The sequence below is a fragment of the Oscillibacter sp. genome, from assembly GCF_040505565.1.
Taxonomy (GTDB): Bacteria; Bacillota; Clostridia; order Oscillospirales; family Oscillospiraceae; genus Oscillibacter.
Genome location: NZ_JBEUWZ010000013.1, coordinates 1 through 16425 on the forward strand (window position 1 = coordinate 1; position 16425 = coordinate 16425).

Consider the following 16425-nt stretch of genomic DNA (forward strand, 5'->3'; position numbering starts at 1 on the left):
TCTGCGCTGCAAATTTTCTCATTTCCCTATTGACTTTTTATTTGCAGGCTTAGAAAAATTACTCGGAGGAAGGGGGTGCAGGTCCCGCTTCGGAGGGGAAAATAAAAAACGAGTAAAATGTTCCCAAAAGTACAATATCAGCCATTTTAGCAGAAACCCGCCTTGACGTCAAATTTGCCCGACAGTCCAGAATTTTCTTTACGTTTCCAGGGAACTTTGATATAATCATTTAGTTATTTTGGAAAATAGCACTTTTGCGCCACGGAATTTGTCGGAGGGAGGGGCACCGGAATGAAATTTGAAAAATGGAACATCGGCGTACCGGTGCCGGGCGCGGTGGACAGCCTGCGTCAGGCGGGATATCCCGCCCTTTTGTCGGCGGTTCTGGCAGGCCGGGGCGTTTCCTCTGCGGAGGAAGCAGCCAAGCGACTTGAGTGCGACGATGTGCTGACTCTTTCCCCCTTTGCCATGGCGGATATGGGAAAAGCGGTGGAGCGCATCCGCCGCGCCGTGACCGACGAGGAGACCGTCGCCGTTTTTGGAGACTACGACGTGGATGGCATCACCTCCACTGTTTTGCTGCTTGACTATTTAAAAGGCTGCGGCGTCAAGTGCCTGCGCTATATCCCGCGGCGCATTGAGGACGGATACGGACTGAGCCGCGAGGCGATTCAGTCTCTCCGGGACCAGGGGGCCACGCTGATGGTAACGGTGGATTGCGGCGTCACCGGCGCGGAGGAAGTGAATTTTGCAAACTCCATAGGCCTTGACGTGGTGGTCACCGACCACCACGAGTGCAAGGGCCCGCTCCCTGACGCCGTGGCCGTGGTGGACCCCCACCGGCCCGACTGTCCCTATCCCTTCAAGCATCTGGCCGGGGTGGGCGTGGCGCTGAAGCTGGTGCTGGCTCTGGGCGGCTCCGGCAATGAAGAGAGGCTTTTCTCCCGGTACTGCACGCTGGCCGCTATCGGCACGGTGGCCGACGTGATGCGGATGGAGGGCGAGAACCGGGTCATCGTCCTGCGGGGACTGAGTGCGCTGCCCCGAACGGATTTCGTTGGTATCCACGCGCTTTTGCGGGAGGTGGGACTGGATGGAAAGCCTGTCACCTCCGTCCAGATCGGCTTCACACTGGCCCCCCGGATCAACGCCGCAGGGCGCATGGGCGCGGCAGATTTGGCGGCCGATCTATTGGAAACCGAGGACTCCCAGCGCGCCGAGGAGCTGGCCCGGGCGCTGTGCGATTTAAACCGGGAGCGTCAGACGGTGGAGCAGGATATCTGTGCCGACGCCATGCGCCAGATCGAAGCTTTGCCGGAGTCCGCCCGCTCCGCGCTGGTACTGGCCAGCGACGAGTGGCATCAGGGCGTGGTGGGAATCGTGGCCTCTCGCCTCAGTGAGAAATACGCCTGTCCCAGCTTTATGATTCACACGCAGGAGGGCATGGGCAAGGGCTCCTGCCGGAGCTTCGGCGGGTTCAATCTCTTTGCTGCGCTGGAGGCCTGTTCCAGTCTGCTTGAGGGTTTCGGCGGCCACGAGCTGGCCGCCGGCTTCACGATCCGAAAGGAGAACATCGCCCCCTTTCGGGATAAAATGAACGGATACGTCCGCGCCCACTGCGGCAAGGGCATTCCGGTGTCGGCTCTGGAGATCGACGCCGCTGTGACCGACCCTTTGGATTTGACCATGGACGAGGTGGAGCAGCTCGGCCGCCTGGAGCCTTACGGCGCCGGAAATCCCCGGCCTGTGTTTGCCCTGCTGGGCGCACGGGTGGAGGGATTGCAGAGCGTGGGGCAGGGGCGGCATTTGAAGCTGCAGCTGAGCCGTGGCCTTTGCCGATTCGACGCTATTTTCTTCTCCGCCACGGAGGAGGAGTGCGGCATCCGGACAGGTGACCGGGTGGATGCCGCGTTCTATCTTCAGGGCAATACCTTCCGGGGCCGGACCACTCTCCAATTGCAGATGATCGACCTGCGGCTCAGCCGCGTTCCCAGCCGCCACGAGACGGAAAATCTGGAGCTGGTGAAGCGGCTGGCCCACGGCGCAAGCCCCACGGCGCAGGAAGCCGACCGCCTGAACGCCTCTTTGGATCAGTTCCGCGCGCTGCTCAAGGCCATGCGTTGCCTGCTGCCCGGCGGACGGGCGCGGGTGGCAAAACTGCCGTTTCTCCGGACCGCCGGCGAATTGGCCGGTGGACGGGAGTCGTTTTTGCGCTCCGCGCTGGCTCTGACGGTATTTGATGAGCGAAAGCTTCTCCGTGTTGCCGCCGTGGATGAGGAGCTTCTGGACATCGCGCTGCTCCCCTGGGAGAACAGCGTTGATCTTTATGCCTGCCCCCTCCTGCAAAAGCTGCGGGCTGGGGCGGAGATCTGGGAAGGGAGGGAGGCCCTGTGACCATCGCAGAGCAGTATCAGATGCTGGAAGAAACCGTCCGGGCCTACAACCCCGCCGCGGATTTTTCCCACATCCGGGCCGCCTTTGAATACGCAGAAAAGAGCCACCACGGGCAGACCCGCAAAAGTGGCGAGCCCTATATCATCCACCCTCTGGCGGTGGCTCAGATTGTGGCGGAGGAGTTGAAGCTGGACTCGGAGTCCATTGAGGCGGCGCTCCTTCACGACGTGATTGAAGACACCCCCGCCACCCACGAGGAGGTGGCAAAGCTCTTTTCTCCTACAGTGGCGGATCTGGTGGAGGGAGTCAGCAAGCTGACCCGTATCCAGTATGCCACCAAGGAAGACGAGCAGATGGAGAATCTCCGGAAAATGCTTATTGCCATGAGCAAGGACATCCGGGTCATCCTCATCAAGATCTCCGATCGGCTCCACAACATGCGCACCATGGAGTACCAGTCCCCGGAAAAGCAAAAGCAGAAATCTCTGGAGACTATGGAAATTTACGCCCCCATTTCCCACCGCCTGGGCATGCAGCGAATCAAGTGGGAGCTGGAGGACCTGTCCTTAAAATATCTGGACCCGGTGGGTTTTGAAGAGATCGTCTCCAAGCTTGACGAAAAGCAGACGGAGTACGACGATTTCATGAAGCGCACTCAGGAGCAGATCGACCTGCGCCTAGATGAGATGGACATTCACCATAAGGTCTATGGCCGGATGAAGCACCCCTATTCCATTTACCGTAAAATGTTCAATCAAAATAAGTCTCTGGACGAAATTTTCGATCTGTTTGCCTTCCGGGTGGTCGTGGACAGCGTGGGGGACTGCTACAACGTGCTGGGCGTTATCCACGATATTTACAAGCCAATACTGGGCCGGTTCAAGGACTATATCGGAACGCCCAAGCCCAACGGCTATCAATCTCTCCATACCACCGTCATGGGCGGGGACGGCATTCCCTTCGAGGTGCAGATCCGCACGCAGGAGATGCATGACATTGCGGAATACGGCGTGGCGGCACACTGGAAGTACAAGCAAAATGGGCAGGGCTCCGGCACCGAGGGCAAATACGAGTGGGTCCGCCGACTGCTTGAAAATCAGGAGGGCACCGACGCTGAGGAGTATATCCGCTCCCTGAAGATCGATATGTTTGCCGACGAGGTTTTCGTGTTTACGCCGGGCGGCGACGTACAAAACCTCCCCACCGGGGCCACACCCATCGATTTCGCCTATTCCGTCCACTCCGCCGTGGGTAACCATATGATCGGCGCCAAGGTCAACGGGCGCATTGTTACCTACGATTTTCAGCTGAAAAACGGCGATATCGTAGAGATCCTCACCTCCAAAACCGCCAAGGGTCCCAGCCGGGACTGGATGAAAATTGCCAAGTCCAGCGAGGCCCGCAGCAAAATTCGACAGTGGTTCAAAAAGGAGCGGAGAGAGGAGAACATCGCCAATGGCCGAGCCGCCTTCGAAGCGGAGCTGAAGCACTGCGGCATCACCATGAAAGACGTGCTGGCTCTTGAAAGCCTGCCTGAGCTTTTAAAGCGGGTGTCCTACGGGACTTTGGACGAGATGTACGCCGCCATCGGCTACGGCGGTTTTTCCGCCCAGAAGGCCGTCAACCGGATGCAGGGGGAGATCCAGCGCATTCAGAAGCACCAGCAGGAAAAGGCACTGGAAGATGCGGCATTGGATGCCTCCAAGGCCGACGATCCCGCAAAGCCCTCCGTGCCCAAGCGAACGCGCAGCGAGCAGGGAATTATCGTTGAGGGACTTTCCAACTGTCTCGTGAAGTTTTCAAAGTGCTGTACCCCCGTCCCCGGCGACGAAATCATCGGCTTTATCACAAGGGGTTACGGCGTGTCCGTTCACCGGTACGACTGCCCCAACGCCTCCCAGGAGCGCCGCAGTCAGCCGGACCAGCAGGGGCGGTGGATCAGGGTCTCCTGGGGAAGCGATACCAACGACAGCTACCGCACCTCTTTGGAAATTCTATCCAAGGACCGGAACAATCTGGTGCTGGATATCTCCGCCGCCCTGTCCGTGACCAACACCCGCGTGGCGGCGCTGAACGTCCGCACCACGGAGGATAAGTTCGCCGTAATCACCCTGGAGGTCGACGTCAAGGACGGCGCGCAGCTGCAATCCCTCATGAAACGGCTGAATCAGGTCTCGGGGGTCTTGAATGTCACCCGGCCCGCCGGATGACGTCGACACAAGCTCCATATCCCTCGCTTTGCCCAATGGGCAAAGCTCACTCATTCCGCTGTGTCTCCTTTTCATGGAAATGCCGCCCGTGCGGCATTTCCATGAGATAAGACGGAGGGACATGTCGCGGCAAATTCCGTATCGTTCGCTTCCGCGCTTCGGCGCGAAAGCTCATTCACTTCATTGCCGCTCCTTTTCGCGGGAAGACCGCCCCGCGGCCTTCCCGCGAGGGGACGGGAGATGGGATAAAACGAACGCGATCAAACGAGTAAAGGAGAGCTTTTTATGCGCGCAGTTGTCACAAAGGTTGCCCACGCCTCCGTCTCCATCGACGGAGCCGTGAAGGGCCGGATCGGTCGGGGCTTTCTGATTCTTCTGGGCGTCACCCACGGGGACACGGAGGCCGAGGCCGTAAAACTGGCCGACAAGATCTGCGGTCTTCGTATTTTCGAGGACGAAAACGGGAAGATGAATTTAGGGCTGGACGCGGTGGACGGAGAGCTGCTCATAATCTCGCAGTTCACCCTGTACGGCAACTGCAAGCGGGGCCGCAGGCCGGACTTTCTGGCTGCCGCAAGGCCGGAAGTGGCCATTCCGCTGTACGAAAAGTTTATCGCCCTGTGCCGGGAGAAGGGTCTGCGCGTGGAGACGGGTGAGTTTGGCGCGGACATGAAGGTGGACTCTCTGAACGACGGCCCGCTGACACTGATTCTGGACACCGATACACTGTAAGGAGCTTTTGCCATGAAGACGATCACTTTGCAGGTTGGCCCCATCATGACCAACTGCTATATTCTGTGTGATGATGAGACGAAGGTCTGCGCCGTCGTGGACCCCGGTGCGGACGCGGATCGGGTGGCGCAGACCGTGGCGGAAACCGGCTGCGCCCCCGCCTGCATGTTACTGACGCACGGGCACTATGACCACACCGACGCGGTGGAGGAGCTTTTAGAGAAATTTCCCGGCATCCCGGTATATCTGAACCATCGGGACGTGTATGATGAAACCGACCGCCGTATGCGCCAGCTGTTTCCGCACCTGCCCGCCACGGTAAGCTATGACGACGGAGACGCCGTCCGGGTGGGCAGTCTGACGGTCTCCGTTCTGGCTACCCCCGGTCACTCCGCCGGCTCGGTGACGCTGCTGTGCGGGGATGTGATGTTTGCCGGAGACACGCTGTTTGCCGGCTCCTGCGGCCGGACGGACCTGGCCAGCGGCAGTGTTGACGACATGCTCGCGTCTCTTGCCCGCCTGGGGAGGCTGGAGAGAGAATACAGCGTTCTTCCGGGCCATATGGGCGCGTCCATTCTGAGCCGGGAGCGGGAGTACAACCCTTTTATGCTTCAGGCGCTGCGGGGTTGAGCAATGCGTTTGATTTTTGAAGGGCACCGCGAGGTTTACGCCATGGAGCAGACTCTGCTCGCCCTGCTGCCGGAGGAACGGCCGGTCTATGAGGGGGAGGACCCCAGCTGGGCAAAAATTTCGCTGTCTCAAAATGGCGATCGGGCCGAGGCAGTGACGCAGATGTCCTACCGCGGTGAAACAGGCCGGGGCGAGTGCACCCGAAACCTAGCCGGTACCGATTATGAAAAAGAGGGCCAGCGCCGAAGGCTTTTGCAGATGAGTTTTTTTAAGGCCGCTCGGCAGGCAGCCCACATTGATCCCCCCTGGGGGAGCCTCACCGGCGTGCGGCCCGACAAGGTGGCGGTGGATGCTCTGGATCGGGGCGAGACGCCGGAGGAGGCCCGGCGGACGCTGGAGGAGGACTATTTCGTCTCACCCCGCCGCGCCCGCCTGGCGGCAGAGACCGCCTCCGTCACCCGCCGCGTGCGGGAGGACCTGAGACCGGGAGACATTGCGCTGTATGTGGGCATTCCCTTCTGTCCCTCCCGCTGCGCCTATTGCAGCTTTGTCAGCTCCAGCGTTGAAAAGAGCTTTCACCTGGTGGAGCCGTATCTGGCGGCGCTGAACGCGGAGATTGCCTCCGCAGGGAAGCTCTGCCGGGAGCTGGGCCTTCGGGTCCGGGCGTTCTACATGGGCGGCGGCACTCCCACTACCTTGACGGCGGAGCAGATGGACCAATTGCTTACCGGACTCACGGATTCATTTGACTTTGCGGCCTGCGGCGAGTATACTGTCGAGGCTGGCCGCCCGGATACGGTCACGCCGTCGAAGCTGCAGGTCCTGAAGCGCCACGGCATCACGCGGGTTTCCGTGAATCCCCAGACCATGGAGGACCGGGTGCTGGAGGCGATCGGCCGCCGCCATACGGCGTCGCAGATCCTCTCCGCCATGGAACAGGCGGCCGCCGCCGGATTCGAACACATCAACATGGACCTGATCGCGGGTCTTCCGGAGGATGACCCGGAGGGTTTCCGCCGGTCGCTGGACACCTGCTTGCAGCTGGGCGCAGACAATATCACCGTCCACACCCTGAGTCTGAAGAAGGGGAGCCGCATCACGCTGGAGGGGCTGCACATTCCCTCCGCCGAGGCGGTGGGGGAAATGCTGGACTACGCGGACCCGATCCTGCGGGCCGCAGGATACGGCCCCTATTATCTCTACCGGCAGAAATACATGTCGGGCAGCTTTGAAAACGTAGGCTGGTGCAAGCCGGGAAGTGAAAATCTTTACAACATCTATATCATGTCGGAGCTCTGCTCCATTCTCTCCTGCGGCGCCAGCGGGTCCACCAAGATGGTGGGCGGGTTAGGCCGTATCAGCCGCGTGTTCAACTTGAAATACCCTGCTGAATACACGGCAAGGCCCGGCAAAATTTTGGAGAATCAGGCGGCGTTTGCCGCATTTTATCAAAGGTTGGGCAATGGTCCGTCCTCTTCGGCCTTTGGGTCGGAGGAGTTCGGGAATTGAATCAGGGGACACGGTTTCCCAGCGCCGCGTACCCTTACTGAAAGGGGTTTGAAATTATGGCTTATTCTCTCGGCGGCATCAACGAGGCTGTCCGCAGCGATCCCAGAGAATTTTCCCGGCGCTGCGACGAGGAATTCCAGAAGAAAGTACACACGGCGGCTGAAAAAATTGCCGAACACCGCAGCGAGTCTCGCATCATCCTGCTGTCCGGTCCTTCCGGCTCCGGCAAAACCACAACCGCACTGAAGATAGAAGATACTCTGAAGGCTATGGGTGTGATGACCCATACGGTGTCCATGGACAACTATTTCAACACCATTGATCCGGAAACCGCTCCCCGGAACCGTGAGGGCGCCGTCGACTTCGAGTCTCCGTTCTGTCTGGATATTGAGCTTCTGAATCGCCATTTCGCAATGCTGGACCGGGGCGAGACCATCCATGTGCCCAAGTACGAATTTGCCCGGCAGATGCGCTCTGATATCATGTCCCAGCCCCTGCGGCTGGGCCGCGATGAGCTGGTGATTTTCGAGGGCATCCACGCTCTGAACGACGTGATCATCGGCAAGAACCCAAAGGCATTCAAACTCTATATTGCCGCCCGCAGCAGCGTGACGGACGAGGGAAGTGTGGTTTTTGACCATGCCTGGCTGCGCCTTTGCCGCCGGATCGTCAGGGACCACAATTTCCGCGGCAGCAGCGCCGAGTTTACCATGAAGATGTGGGATAACGTCCGCAGGGGCGAAAAGCTGTATATCTCCCCCTACAAGGAAAACGCGGACCTGATGTTCGACTCGTCTCTGGAGTGTGAGTTCTCCGTGCTGAAACCCCATGTGGTTCCTCTGCTGGAGGAACTGCCCCGGGGCAAATATCTTGTGGCGGACCAGATCCTAAAGGCCTATGAGAAAATTGAGGGCATGGAGGACACCTACCTTGCGCCGGACTCTCTGGCGCGGGAATTTGTTGGCGGCAGTACGTATACGTATTAAGGAGGAAGCAGAATATGGATGAGAGATTGCAGGACATTCTGGATACCGTGCAGAAGACGGCTGTGGAGATGGGCTCCGCAGCGGGCGACCTGTTCAGCGCTGCCGGGCAGCGGGCGTCATCTCTGCTCTCCGTGAGCAAACTGAACGTCCGTGCGGCGGACCTGAAGGCACAGCGCGGCGTCCTTCTTCAGGAGGTGGGTTCCATGGTGTACGGAACTCATATTGGAGAGATCGCCGACTCCGATACCCTGCTCGAAAAGCTCCGGGAGATTGACCGGGTCAATCAGGAGATCGAGCGGGTGAGCGCGGAGATCGCGCAGCTAAGGCAGTCCGTTCGGATATGCCCGCTCTGCGGAGCGGATGCAAAGCCCGGCGACACGTTCTGCCGTCAATGCGGGACTCGGTTGTGATACAGGCATGACAGCGCGGCGCGCGCATATCTTGGTTGGTGAATTGGCTCCAACTTTGTGAAAAAATCGAGGTAACTTCATGGCGAGTAACGCGAAAAAGCAGTCCTTTCTGAGTGGCGCGGCCACGCTGGCCGGGGCGGTGGCGGTGGTGAAGCTCATCGGAGCGGTCTACCGTCTGCCGGTAAACAACATCCTCAGCGCCGAGGGAAAGACCTATTTCAATATTGCCTACAACGTTTACAATGTCCTTCTGACCATCTCCACGGCGGGATTGCCTCTGGCCATCTCCAAGCTCACCAGTCAGGCGCACGCTCTGGGAAGGAAAAACGAACAGCGCAAGCTGTTCCGCACAGCTGTCTGGCTGTTTTTGGGTCTGGGCGTGCTATTGAGCCTGCTGATGTTTTTCGGCGCGCCCCAGCTGGCGGAGCTGATGCACCAGCCCAAGGCCGCTCCCTCCATCAAGGTTCTGGCTCCAGCGGTGTTCTGCATGTGTTTGCTTGCCTGTATGCGGGGCTACACCCAGGGCCAGGGCAACATGACGCCCACCGCCGTGTCTCAGGTCCTGGAGGTCCTGTTCAAGCTGGGCGTTGGACTGCCGGCGGCGTTTTACGTGGTAAGAACTCTGAAAATGGGCGTAGATTACGGCGCGGCGGGTGCGATTCTGGGCGTCACGGTCAGCGAGGTCGTCGCCCTGTGCTTCATGGGGCTCTATCTGTTCCGTCACCGGGACAACACCGCCTCCGAAGATGTGCCTCCCCCCGGGGGAACGCTGATGAAGCAGGTTTTGTCCGTCGGCATTCCCATTACCCTGAGCAACTCCGCCATGAGTATCATCACCTTGCTGGACACGCAGATTGTCCTGAGCCGGCTGGATTCGATCAAAGGCCAGCTCTCCGCCGCTCCTGCAGTGTTATACGGACAGTACGGCCTTGGTACCGATCTTGTGAACCTGCCGCCCTCTTTTGTCTTTCCTGTCACAATGAGCCTGATTCCCTTTGTAGCGGCAGCTTTGGCCCGGAGGGAAAGCGGCCTTGCAAACCGGGTGGTCTCCTCCGCGTTTCGGCTGATCGCTCTGCTTGCCATCCCCGCGGGCATCGGCCTGAGTGTGCTGTCCAAGCCGATTCTGATGCTGCTCTATCCGGTCCAGCCTCAGGACGCACTGGCCTGCGCGCCCCTTCTGCGAGTACAGGGCATCGCGTGTATCTTCATTTGTCTGATGAACCTGACCAACGCGATTTTGCAGTCCTACGGCAAGGAGAAACTGCCCATCTGGACCATGATTATGGGCGGTGTCACCAAGATCGTCATGAACTATTTCCTGGTGGGAAACCCCAATATCAACATCATGGGCGCGCCTATCTCCACCCTTTGCTGCTATATGGTCATTGCCGGGCTGAACTTGTTTTTCGTGTGGAAGTACTCCCCGGAAAAGCCTCGGTATTTCCAGATTTTCGCCAAGCCTGCGGCAGCGGCTACGCTGATGGGAGTCTCCGCCTGGGCGGTCTACGGACTTTTGTCCCGGGTGTTGTCCGGCGGCGGTTCCGCGTATCTTGGCAACGCCGTGTCTACCTTGGGCGCCATTTTTGTGGCGGTTGTGGTGTACGGTATTCTGGTGCTGGCCCTGCGTATTCTGCGGGCGGAGGATCTGGATTCCATTCCCCACGGAAAAAAACTGGCCAAAATTTTGCGACTTAAGTGAAAAATTGCCGCAAAATCAAGGATTTCCCGCGAATTTATCTTGCAAAGGCAGAGAAGTTATGGTAGATTTTCAATGTAAGCTTCATTATGGTTATGAGGACCTGCTCCGCATCATGGAGCTGCTTCGCGCCCCGGGCGGCTGCCCGTGGGACCGGGAACAGACGCACGAGTCTCTCCGTCGGAATTTTTTAGAGGAGAGCTGCGAGGCGGTGGAGGCCATCGATCGGGGAGACAGAGCCGGGCTTTGCGAGGAGCTGGGCGACGTTCTTTTGCAGGTGGTCTTCCAGGCTCAGCTTGAAAAGGAGCAGGGTGGCTTCACCATGGACGACGTGGCGGACGGCATCTGCAAAAAACTGATCTACCGTCACCCCCACGTCTTCGGTACAGTGGAGGTCAAGGACACCGCCGAGGAGCTGGACCGCTGGGAAGTCCTGAAGCGCAGGGAGAAGGGCCAGAAGTCCGCCGCAGACGCGGTGGACGCCGTGGCCAGGACACTTCCCGCCCTCTGGCGGGCCGAGAAAATGCAGAGCAAAGCCGCCAAGGCCGGGTTTGACTGGCCCGACGGCGGCGATGTGATGGACAAGCTGGACGAAGAGGCTGGCGAACTCCGTCAGGCGGCGGAGGACACCGCCCGTTCCGTGGACGCGCCTCATGGCGTGAAAGAGGAAGTGGGCGACGTGCTGTTTATCGCCGCAAAGATCGCCCAGCGGCACGGCGTGGACCCCGAGGAGGCGCTGCACGCCAGCTGTGATAAATTTGCCCGTCGCTTCCGCTTTGTGGAGGAGCAAGCCTCTGCGGAACTGGAATCCCTCTCTCCGGAAGAAAAGCTGGCCTTTTGGGAAAGGGCCAAACAGATGGAATCTTAAAAGCGGACCCCGCTTTAAGAGATAAGACCAAAGATGTGAATTATATAGGAGGAAATACAAATGAACAAAGCTGAACTTATCAACGCTGTTGCCGCCAAGACGGAAGTTTCCAAGAAGGAAGCTGAGGCTGTCATTGCCGCTACTCTGGACGCGATCACCGCTGCTATGCAGCAGGGGGACAAGGTGCAGCTGGTTGGTTTTGGCTCTTTTGAAGTGAAGAATCGCGCCGAGCGCATCGGCCGCAATCCCAAGACCAAAGAGGAGATCAAGATCCCCGCATCCAAGATCCCCGCCTTCAAGGCCGGCAAGGCTCTGAAGGACTCCATTGCGAAGTAAGCACGGCCTTCACGAAACTATTATAGATGCTTCGCGCGGGGGGACGGCAGTCCCCCCGCGCATTTTCCCGTTGGGAACGTTTCCTAAATTTTTTAAAAGGAGCTTTTATATGCGGCTGGACAAATATCTAAAAACAGCGCGGCTCATTAAACGGCGCACCGTTGCAAACGAGGCATGTGACAACGGCCTGGTCTGCGTCAACGGAAAGCCTGCCCGAGCCAGCTACGATGTGAAGGTGGGAGACGTAGTCTCCCTTCGGTTCGGCGTCCGCACCTTGACGGTGGAGGTCCTGTCGGTAGCGGAAAACGTTCGTCAGGCGGATGCCGCCGGACTGTACCGGGAAGTTTCCGGCGGGGCATAAACTGCCGCCCCGTCCCATAGAATGGTGTGACCGCCGGATTGGACCGGCGCACAGACCGGGGAGGGACGGAAGATGAACGACTATGGAAGCGCCATGCCACAGGCCCACCGCATTGAGTTGGATGGACGGGAGCACTTGATCGTCTCCGGCGTGGAAGACGTGGAGCGGTTTGATGAGACGGGGATTGTCATGTCCACCGCTGCCGGAACACTGATTGTAACAGGGGAGGACCTGCACATCGGGCAGCTGTCTTTGGAGGGCGGTGAGCTGAGAGTGGACGGAAAGATCGACTCCCTCTCCTATGAGGAGCCGTCCGGGGCCCGGAGAGGGCTGCTGCGGCGGCTGCTGGGATGATATGCGGAACTTTGTTAACCAGCAGCTGGAGGTGTTCCTCCAGTCCATTTTGCTGGGGCTGGCCATGGGCGTGGCCCACGATCTGCTTCGTCCCTTTCGCCTCCGCCTGCCCCGGTCCGCCTGGGTGCTGGACTGCGGATACTGTCTGTGCGCGGCGGCGGCACTGTTTTTGTTTTGCCTGAACCGAACGCAGGGGCAGCTGCGCATCTATGCGCTTGTGGGTGTGGCGGGAGGTGTGGCCCTGTTCTTTTCCCTGTTCTCGGCCCTCCTGCGGCCGATCTGGGACTTTTGGGCGGACACACTGGCATTTTTGCTTCATTTACTGCAGATTCCGTGGATTTGGTTCAAACATTTTTGTAAAAAAATTGATCAACGTCTGAAAAACATCTTTCTTTTTATTAAAAAATGCTATACAATAAAGAAAATCACCTATCGGCGTTATCGCATCGGCAGGGGAGGGAGCATCCGTGGCAAAGGCAAGCAAGCAAAAAAAAAGACGTCAGCAAATCAGGCTGGGTTTTTTCGGAAGGCTCCTGCTGCTGGCGCTGATCGCCGCGCTGGGGTGGCAGCTGTACCATCTGCGCAGCCAGGTGGAGAGCGCCGAGGCCCAAAAGGCCCAGCTGATCGCTCAGGTCGGAACCCAGCAGCAAGGCAATGACAAGATGCAGAAGGCCATCGACGGCGGCGGATCTCAGGACCAGATGGAGGAGATTGCCCGAGATGAGCTGGGTTTGGTGGCGCCGGGTGACCGGGTGTTTTATGATGTGAGCAACTGAACGGCAAGGGGCAATCCGCCCCCCGCCGGTCTTTTGGATATTTCGCCGATTTTTCCGGCGGACAAACGAAACCTGAGAAGGGAGAAACAGGACACAGTATGGGAGTAGAGCCTGAGGTCGGGAGCATCATGGAGGGCAAGGTGACCTCCATTATGAAATTTGGCGCGTTCGTCGCCTTGGAGGGAGGCCGCTCCGGCCTCGTACATATCTCCGAGATTGCAAACAGCTATGTCAACGATGTACACGATTATCTGCAGGAGGGGCAGTCGGTAAAGGTCCGGGTGTTGGCTTCGGAGAATGGGAAGATCAACCTCTCCATTAAAAAGGCGTTGCCCCAGGAGGACAACCGTCCCTTTGTGCCCCGTCCTGCAAGTGGACCTCGTCCCGCAGGAGGCGCGTTTCGCTCAGCGGGTGGACCACGTCCCATGGATGGCGGCGGCGCCGGGCATCCGGCGGCAGGAAACCGCCCCGCCCCCACGCGCCCTCAGCCGGTTCCGCCCTCTGGTGATGTGGAATTCGAGGACAAGCTGAAAAAATTTCTCTCCGCTTCCGAGGGGAAGATGGCCGACCTGAACCGCAGCGTGGACGGAAAGCGCGGCGGCGGCAAAAAAAGGAGATCTTAAAAAAGCCTGCGGCTTCCATGACGAAGCCGCAGGTTTTTCTCTCTGAAAACTTTTAGGCCGTTCGACCGTTTTCTCCAAAGATAGTGGAAAACCGCCCGTTTTCACCCCTTGCATTTTCCCGCCGCGTGCGGTACGATAATCAAGGAAGCTTTCCAATATCCCACCCATTGGGCCGCCGGCGTTCAGTTCGCTGGCGGCTCCTTTTTATGCTTTGAAAGACGGCGGTGCGGAACAGCTGTGCGCGCCCTGCATCTATACATGGCCTCTGACTCACCCAATTTCCGTCCAATCCTCGAAGGAACGGATGTAATAGTCCGCCTCCGCTTTCATGGCATCCTGATCCTGCTCCGACGGGTCATAAACCGCCGCCGTCCGAAACCCGGCGGCCTTGGCCGTGCGCAGGGCAAACAGCGCGTCCTCGAACACCACCGTGTCCTCCTTCTTGCAGCGCAGGCGGCGCAGAGCCATTTCATAGACCTTTGGGTCATCTTTTTTCCGGCCCGCGTCACCGCAGGTGACCATCCCGCGGAAGTATTTCATCAGACCAGCGTGGTCCATGGCGATATCTGCCAATGGATGGTCCGTGGCGGTGGCCACATACATCCATACGCCCTCCATTTTCAGAAGAGCCAGCATCCGCTCCACCCCCGGCTTCGGGACGACGCGAAAGCGGTAAAAGTCCGCTATTTCCGTCCGCATCAGCCGCATTACCTCTTCCGGGTCCATGCCCAAGCCGTATCGCTCCGCGCAATACGCGGCTCCCTCCCGAAAGCTCATAGTCCAAAGTATCCGGTCGAGATCTTCGCCCGGCTCCTTTCCCTGCCGTCGAAGAAAGCTGGACCCCAGTGCCCCCCATGCCTGCATGGAATCCAACAATGTCCCGTCCATATCAAAAATCGCACCCTGCAGTCTCATATCAATCTCCAGTTCTCTTTATAGAAAAAGCGCCGTCTGCGGCGGCGCTTTTCATTTGCTTTTATGGCCCTTAGAAGGCCCCCAGCAGCCTTAGCATCTCCTGGCCGGGGTCCAGCAGGGGCAGAGCTGTCCGAGCTGCCAGAGCGGCCTTGAAATACGGAAAATGCGTACAGCCCAGAAGCAGTGTCTCCGCGCCGCAGCTTTGAAACCACGACGCCAGCTCCGCCAGATGATGGCGGAGCACCAGCTCCTCCGGCGGTTCCCCCGCCTCCACCGACAGCACGGCGGGCAGGGCGCAGGCTCCGTAGAGGTCCAGCGTTGGATTGCTTGCCAGCAGCGCCCGCTCAATCCCCGCCAGACCCTGAGCGTTGGCGGCGATTACGCCGAGACATCTGTACATCCCGGCAGCCCGGCGATAAACGTCCATAGGCGTCACCACCGGCAAGCCCAGTTTTTCCGAGAGTTCAGAAAAATCCACAGAGGCGGACATGGAGTTGCAGTATACCAGAGCTCTGCGGCAGCCCCTCTCCATGGCTGTGCGTAAAACAGCTTCCATCGCAGCCAGCTTTTCCTCAGAGGGCAGAAGTTGAAACGCGGTCTGTGCCCGAGGGTCTTCCGACACCGGGAACGGGACGCCCGCCAGGCCGGCTTTTTGCAAAACCGCCACCCCCATGCGGGTATCCACAGGTGTTCCCGCCAAAACCGCGATTAATTCGTCCATGCCTACCCGCCCTTCAGTTTCCAAGGTTCCGGCGGAAATTTCCATCCACCTGGATGCCAGACTGGAACACAAAAAACGCGTGGGGGTCCATGGAATGGACCGCCCGGCGCAGTTCCTCTACCTCGTACTTAGACAGGCATACATACAGTACGTTACATTTCTCTCCGGTATAGGCGCCGGTGCCGGTCCAATAAGTTACGCTGCGGCCAAAGGACTGAATGATAAACTGAGACAGCTTCTTTTCGTCCCCCTTGGTGAAGATCATGGCCTGCATGGAGACATTCTGCTGGTGCAGCCGGTCCAGAACGATGGCTGAGAAATAGTTATAGATCACGGAATAAATGGCAATCTCCGGGCTGAACAGCATCAGGAAGGCGGCATACAGCACAGCGTTGAATCCCAGACTGAACCGACCCACGGTGATATTGCTTCCCTTCGCTGAAAGGCACAGCCCCACCACATCCAGTCCGCCGCTGGAGCAGCCGCAGGTCAGCACGATTCCGCTGGCGACGCCGGAGATAATGCCTCCCAGCAGACAGGAGGTCAGCATGTCGTCGATAATGGGCGCGGTTGGTACGGGAATAATGGAGTAAAACAGGGAATAGGCCAGCGTACAGATCAGCGTCCGCACCACCAGGCCCCGGCCCAGCGACCGCCATGCGATGAGCAAAATGGGAATATTTACGATGAAATAGAGAATTCCGGCCACGTCATATTGTCCGAAATTCACGCCCATGTAGTCGGACATCAGCGTCCGCAGCAATTGGCAAAGACCCATGACTCCGCCGGTATACAGGTGTAGCGGAACAATAAACAGATTCAGCGACAGCGCGAAGAGTAATTGTCCAAATATGGCGCCCAGCAGGCGCAGCCAGCGGTTGTGCAGCGCAGTGTAAATCATGAA

Annotated in this window: 17 protein-coding genes and 1 pseudogene; 15 read left to right on the top strand and 3 right to left on the bottom strand. The window is 58.7% G+C overall.

Annotated elements, in window-relative coordinates; genetic code table 11:
• Positions 1-291: 291 nt before the first annotated feature.
• The 15 genes and pseudogenes from recJ (at position 292) to ABWQ15_RS06785 (ending at position 13885) form a co-directional block, all read left to right on the top strand.
• The gene (recJ, locus tag ABWQ15_RS06715) at positions 292-2394 is read left to right on the top strand and encodes a single-stranded-DNA-specific exonuclease RecJ (protein ID WP_353907991.1); all 2103 of its coding nucleotides are present in this window, start codon (positions 292-294) and stop codon (positions 2392-2394) included.
• Positions 2391-4604, top strand: a complete 2214-nt coding sequence (locus tag ABWQ15_RS06720; protein WP_502919110.1) for a RelA/SpoT family protein — start codon at positions 2391-2393, stop codon at positions 4602-4604. Before recJ ends, ABWQ15_RS06720 begins: the two co-directional genes overlap by 4 nt.
• A gap of 285 nt (positions 4605-4889) precedes the next feature.
• A complete protein-coding gene (gene dtd / locus ABWQ15_RS06725; RefSeq protein WP_353907992.1) occupies positions 4890-5336 on the top strand; it encodes a D-aminoacyl-tRNA deacylase in 447 nt (148 codons plus the stop codon).
• Positions 5337-5348: 12 nt separating this feature from the next.
• The gene (locus tag ABWQ15_RS06730) at positions 5349-5966 is read left to right on the top strand and encodes an MBL fold metallo-hydrolase (protein WP_353907993.1); all 618 of its coding nucleotides are present in this window, start codon (positions 5349-5351) and stop codon (positions 5964-5966) included.
• 42 nt (positions 5967-6008) lie between these two features.
• Positions 6009-7475 carry a coproporphyrinogen dehydrogenase HemZ gene (hemZ, locus tag ABWQ15_RS06735; protein ID WP_353907994.1) on the top strand — a complete coding sequence of 489 codons (1467 nt, stop codon included), beginning with the start codon at positions 6009-6011 and terminating at the stop codon, positions 7473-7475.
• A gap of 56 nt (positions 7476-7531) precedes the next feature.
• On the top strand, positions 7532-8461 hold the full coding sequence (locus tag ABWQ15_RS06740; protein WP_353907995.1) for a uridine kinase family protein: 930 nt from the start codon (positions 7532-7534) through the stop codon (positions 8459-8461).
• Between the two features lie 14 nt (positions 8462-8475).
• Positions 8476-8871 carry a zinc ribbon domain-containing protein gene (locus tag ABWQ15_RS06745; RefSeq protein ID WP_353907996.1) on the top strand — a complete coding sequence of 132 codons (396 nt, stop codon included), beginning with the start codon at positions 8476-8478 and terminating at the stop codon, positions 8869-8871.
• A 79-nt stretch (positions 8872-8950) separates the two neighbouring features.
• A complete protein-coding gene (locus ABWQ15_RS06750) occupies positions 8951-10570 on the top strand; it encodes a putative polysaccharide biosynthesis protein (RefSeq protein WP_353907997.1) in 1620 nt (539 codons plus the stop codon).
• 58 nt (positions 10571-10628) lie between these two features.
• A complete protein-coding gene (gene mazG / locus ABWQ15_RS06755) occupies positions 10629-11435 on the top strand; it encodes a nucleoside triphosphate pyrophosphohydrolase (RefSeq protein WP_353907998.1) in 807 nt (268 codons plus the stop codon).
• 60 nt (positions 11436-11495) lie between these two features.
• Entirely contained in the window at positions 11496-11771 is a 276-nt protein-coding gene (hbs, locus tag ABWQ15_RS06760; RefSeq protein ID WP_353907999.1) for a non-specific DNA-binding protein Hbs, read from the top strand.
• 109 nt (positions 11772-11880) lie between these two features.
• The gene (locus ABWQ15_RS06765; protein WP_353908000.1) at positions 11881-12132 is read left to right on the top strand and encodes an RNA-binding S4 domain-containing protein; all 252 of its coding nucleotides are present in this window, start codon (positions 11881-11883) and stop codon (positions 12130-12132) included.
• A gap of 72 nt (positions 12133-12204) precedes the next feature.
• Positions 12205-12486 carry a YabP/YqfC family sporulation protein gene (locus ABWQ15_RS06770; RefSeq protein ID WP_353908001.1) on the top strand — a complete coding sequence of 94 codons (282 nt, stop codon included), beginning with the start codon at positions 12205-12207 and terminating at the stop codon, positions 12484-12486.
• 1 nt (position 12487) lies between these two features.
• A pseudogene (gene yabQ / locus ABWQ15_RS06775) lies at positions 12488-12739 on the top strand (spore cortex biosynthesis protein YabQ); the annotation flags it as partial.
• A gap of 214 nt (positions 12740-12953) precedes the next feature.
• On the top strand, positions 12954-13262 hold the full coding sequence (locus ABWQ15_RS06780; RefSeq protein ID WP_353908002.1) for a septum formation initiator family protein: 309 nt from the start codon (positions 12954-12956) through the stop codon (positions 13260-13262).
• Positions 13263-13360: 98 nt separating this feature from the next.
• On the top strand, positions 13361-13885 hold the full coding sequence (locus tag ABWQ15_RS06785) for a S1 RNA-binding domain-containing protein (protein WP_353908003.1): 525 nt from the start codon (positions 13361-13363) through the stop codon (positions 13883-13885).
• A 270-nt stretch (positions 13886-14155) separates the two neighbouring features.
• Here the strand turns inward: ABWQ15_RS06785 and ABWQ15_RS06790 are convergent, their stop codons facing one another.
• The 3 genes from ABWQ15_RS06790 to ABWQ15_RS06800 all read right to left on the bottom strand — a co-directional run bounded on the left by ABWQ15_RS06790 (position 14156) and on the right by ABWQ15_RS06800 (position 16422).
• On the bottom strand, positions 14156-14800 hold the full coding sequence (locus ABWQ15_RS06790; protein ID WP_353908004.1) for an HAD family hydrolase: 645 nt from the start codon (positions 14798-14800) through the stop codon (positions 14156-14158).
• A 70-nt stretch (positions 14801-14870) separates the two neighbouring features.
• A complete protein-coding gene (locus ABWQ15_RS06795) occupies positions 14871-15521 on the bottom strand; it encodes an aspartate/glutamate racemase family protein (protein ID WP_353908005.1) in 651 nt (216 codons plus the stop codon).
• Positions 15522-15534: 13 nt separating this feature from the next.
• Positions 15535-16422, bottom strand: coding sequence for a YitT family protein (locus ABWQ15_RS06800; protein WP_353908006.1), 888 nt, complete (start codon positions 16420-16422; stop codon positions 15535-15537).
• Positions 16423-16425 lie beyond the last annotated feature (3 nt).

What these genes read in the sequence shown, in the direction of transcription:
- recJ (WP_353907991.1), top strand. Translation starts at nt 292, where the DNA reads ATGAAATTTGAAAAATGGAACATCGGCGTACCGGTGCCGGGCGCGGTG.
- dtd (WP_353907992.1), top strand. Translation starts at nt 4,890, where the DNA reads ATGCGCGCAGTTGTCACAAAGGTTGCCCACGCCTCCGTCTCCATCGAC.
- ABWQ15_RS06730 (WP_353907993.1), top strand. Translation starts at nt 5,349, where the DNA reads ATGAAGACGATCACTTTGCAGGTTGGCCCCATCATGACCAACTGCTAT.
- hemZ (WP_353907994.1), top strand. Translation starts at nt 6,009, where the DNA reads ATGGAGCAGACTCTGCTCGCCCTGCTGCCGGAGGAACGGCCGGTCTAT.
- ABWQ15_RS06740 (WP_353907995.1), top strand. Translation starts at nt 7,532, where the DNA reads ATGGCTTATTCTCTCGGCGGCATCAACGAGGCTGTCCGCAGCGATCCC.
- ABWQ15_RS06745 (WP_353907996.1), top strand. Translation starts at nt 8,476, where the DNA reads ATGGATGAGAGATTGCAGGACATTCTGGATACCGTGCAGAAGACGGCT.
- ABWQ15_RS06750 (WP_353907997.1), top strand. Translation starts at nt 8,951, where the DNA reads ATGGCGAGTAACGCGAAAAAGCAGTCCTTTCTGAGTGGCGCGGCCACG.
- mazG (WP_353907998.1), top strand. Translation starts at nt 10,629, where the DNA reads ATGGTAGATTTTCAATGTAAGCTTCATTATGGTTATGAGGACCTGCTC.
- hbs (WP_353907999.1), top strand. Translation starts at nt 11,496, where the DNA reads ATGAACAAAGCTGAACTTATCAACGCTGTTGCCGCCAAGACGGAAGTT.
- ABWQ15_RS06765 (WP_353908000.1), top strand. Translation starts at nt 11,881, where the DNA reads ATGCGGCTGGACAAATATCTAAAAACAGCGCGGCTCATTAAACGGCGC.
- ABWQ15_RS06770 (WP_353908001.1), top strand. Translation starts at nt 12,205, where the DNA reads ATGAACGACTATGGAAGCGCCATGCCACAGGCCCACCGCATTGAGTTG.
- ABWQ15_RS06785 (WP_353908003.1), top strand. Translation starts at nt 13,361, where the DNA reads ATGGGAGTAGAGCCTGAGGTCGGGAGCATCATGGAGGGCAAGGTGACC.
- ABWQ15_RS06790 (WP_353908004.1), bottom strand. Translation starts at nt 14,800, where the DNA reads ATGAGACTGCAGGGTGCGATTTTTGATATGGACGGGACATTGTTGGAT.
- ABWQ15_RS06795 (WP_353908005.1), bottom strand. Translation starts at nt 15,521, where the DNA reads ATGGACGAATTAATCGCGGTTTTGGCGGGAACACCTGTGGATACCCGC.
- ABWQ15_RS06800 (WP_353908006.1), bottom strand. Translation starts at nt 16,422, where the DNA reads ATGATTTACACTGCGCTGCACAACCGCTGGCTGCGCCTGCTGGGCGCC.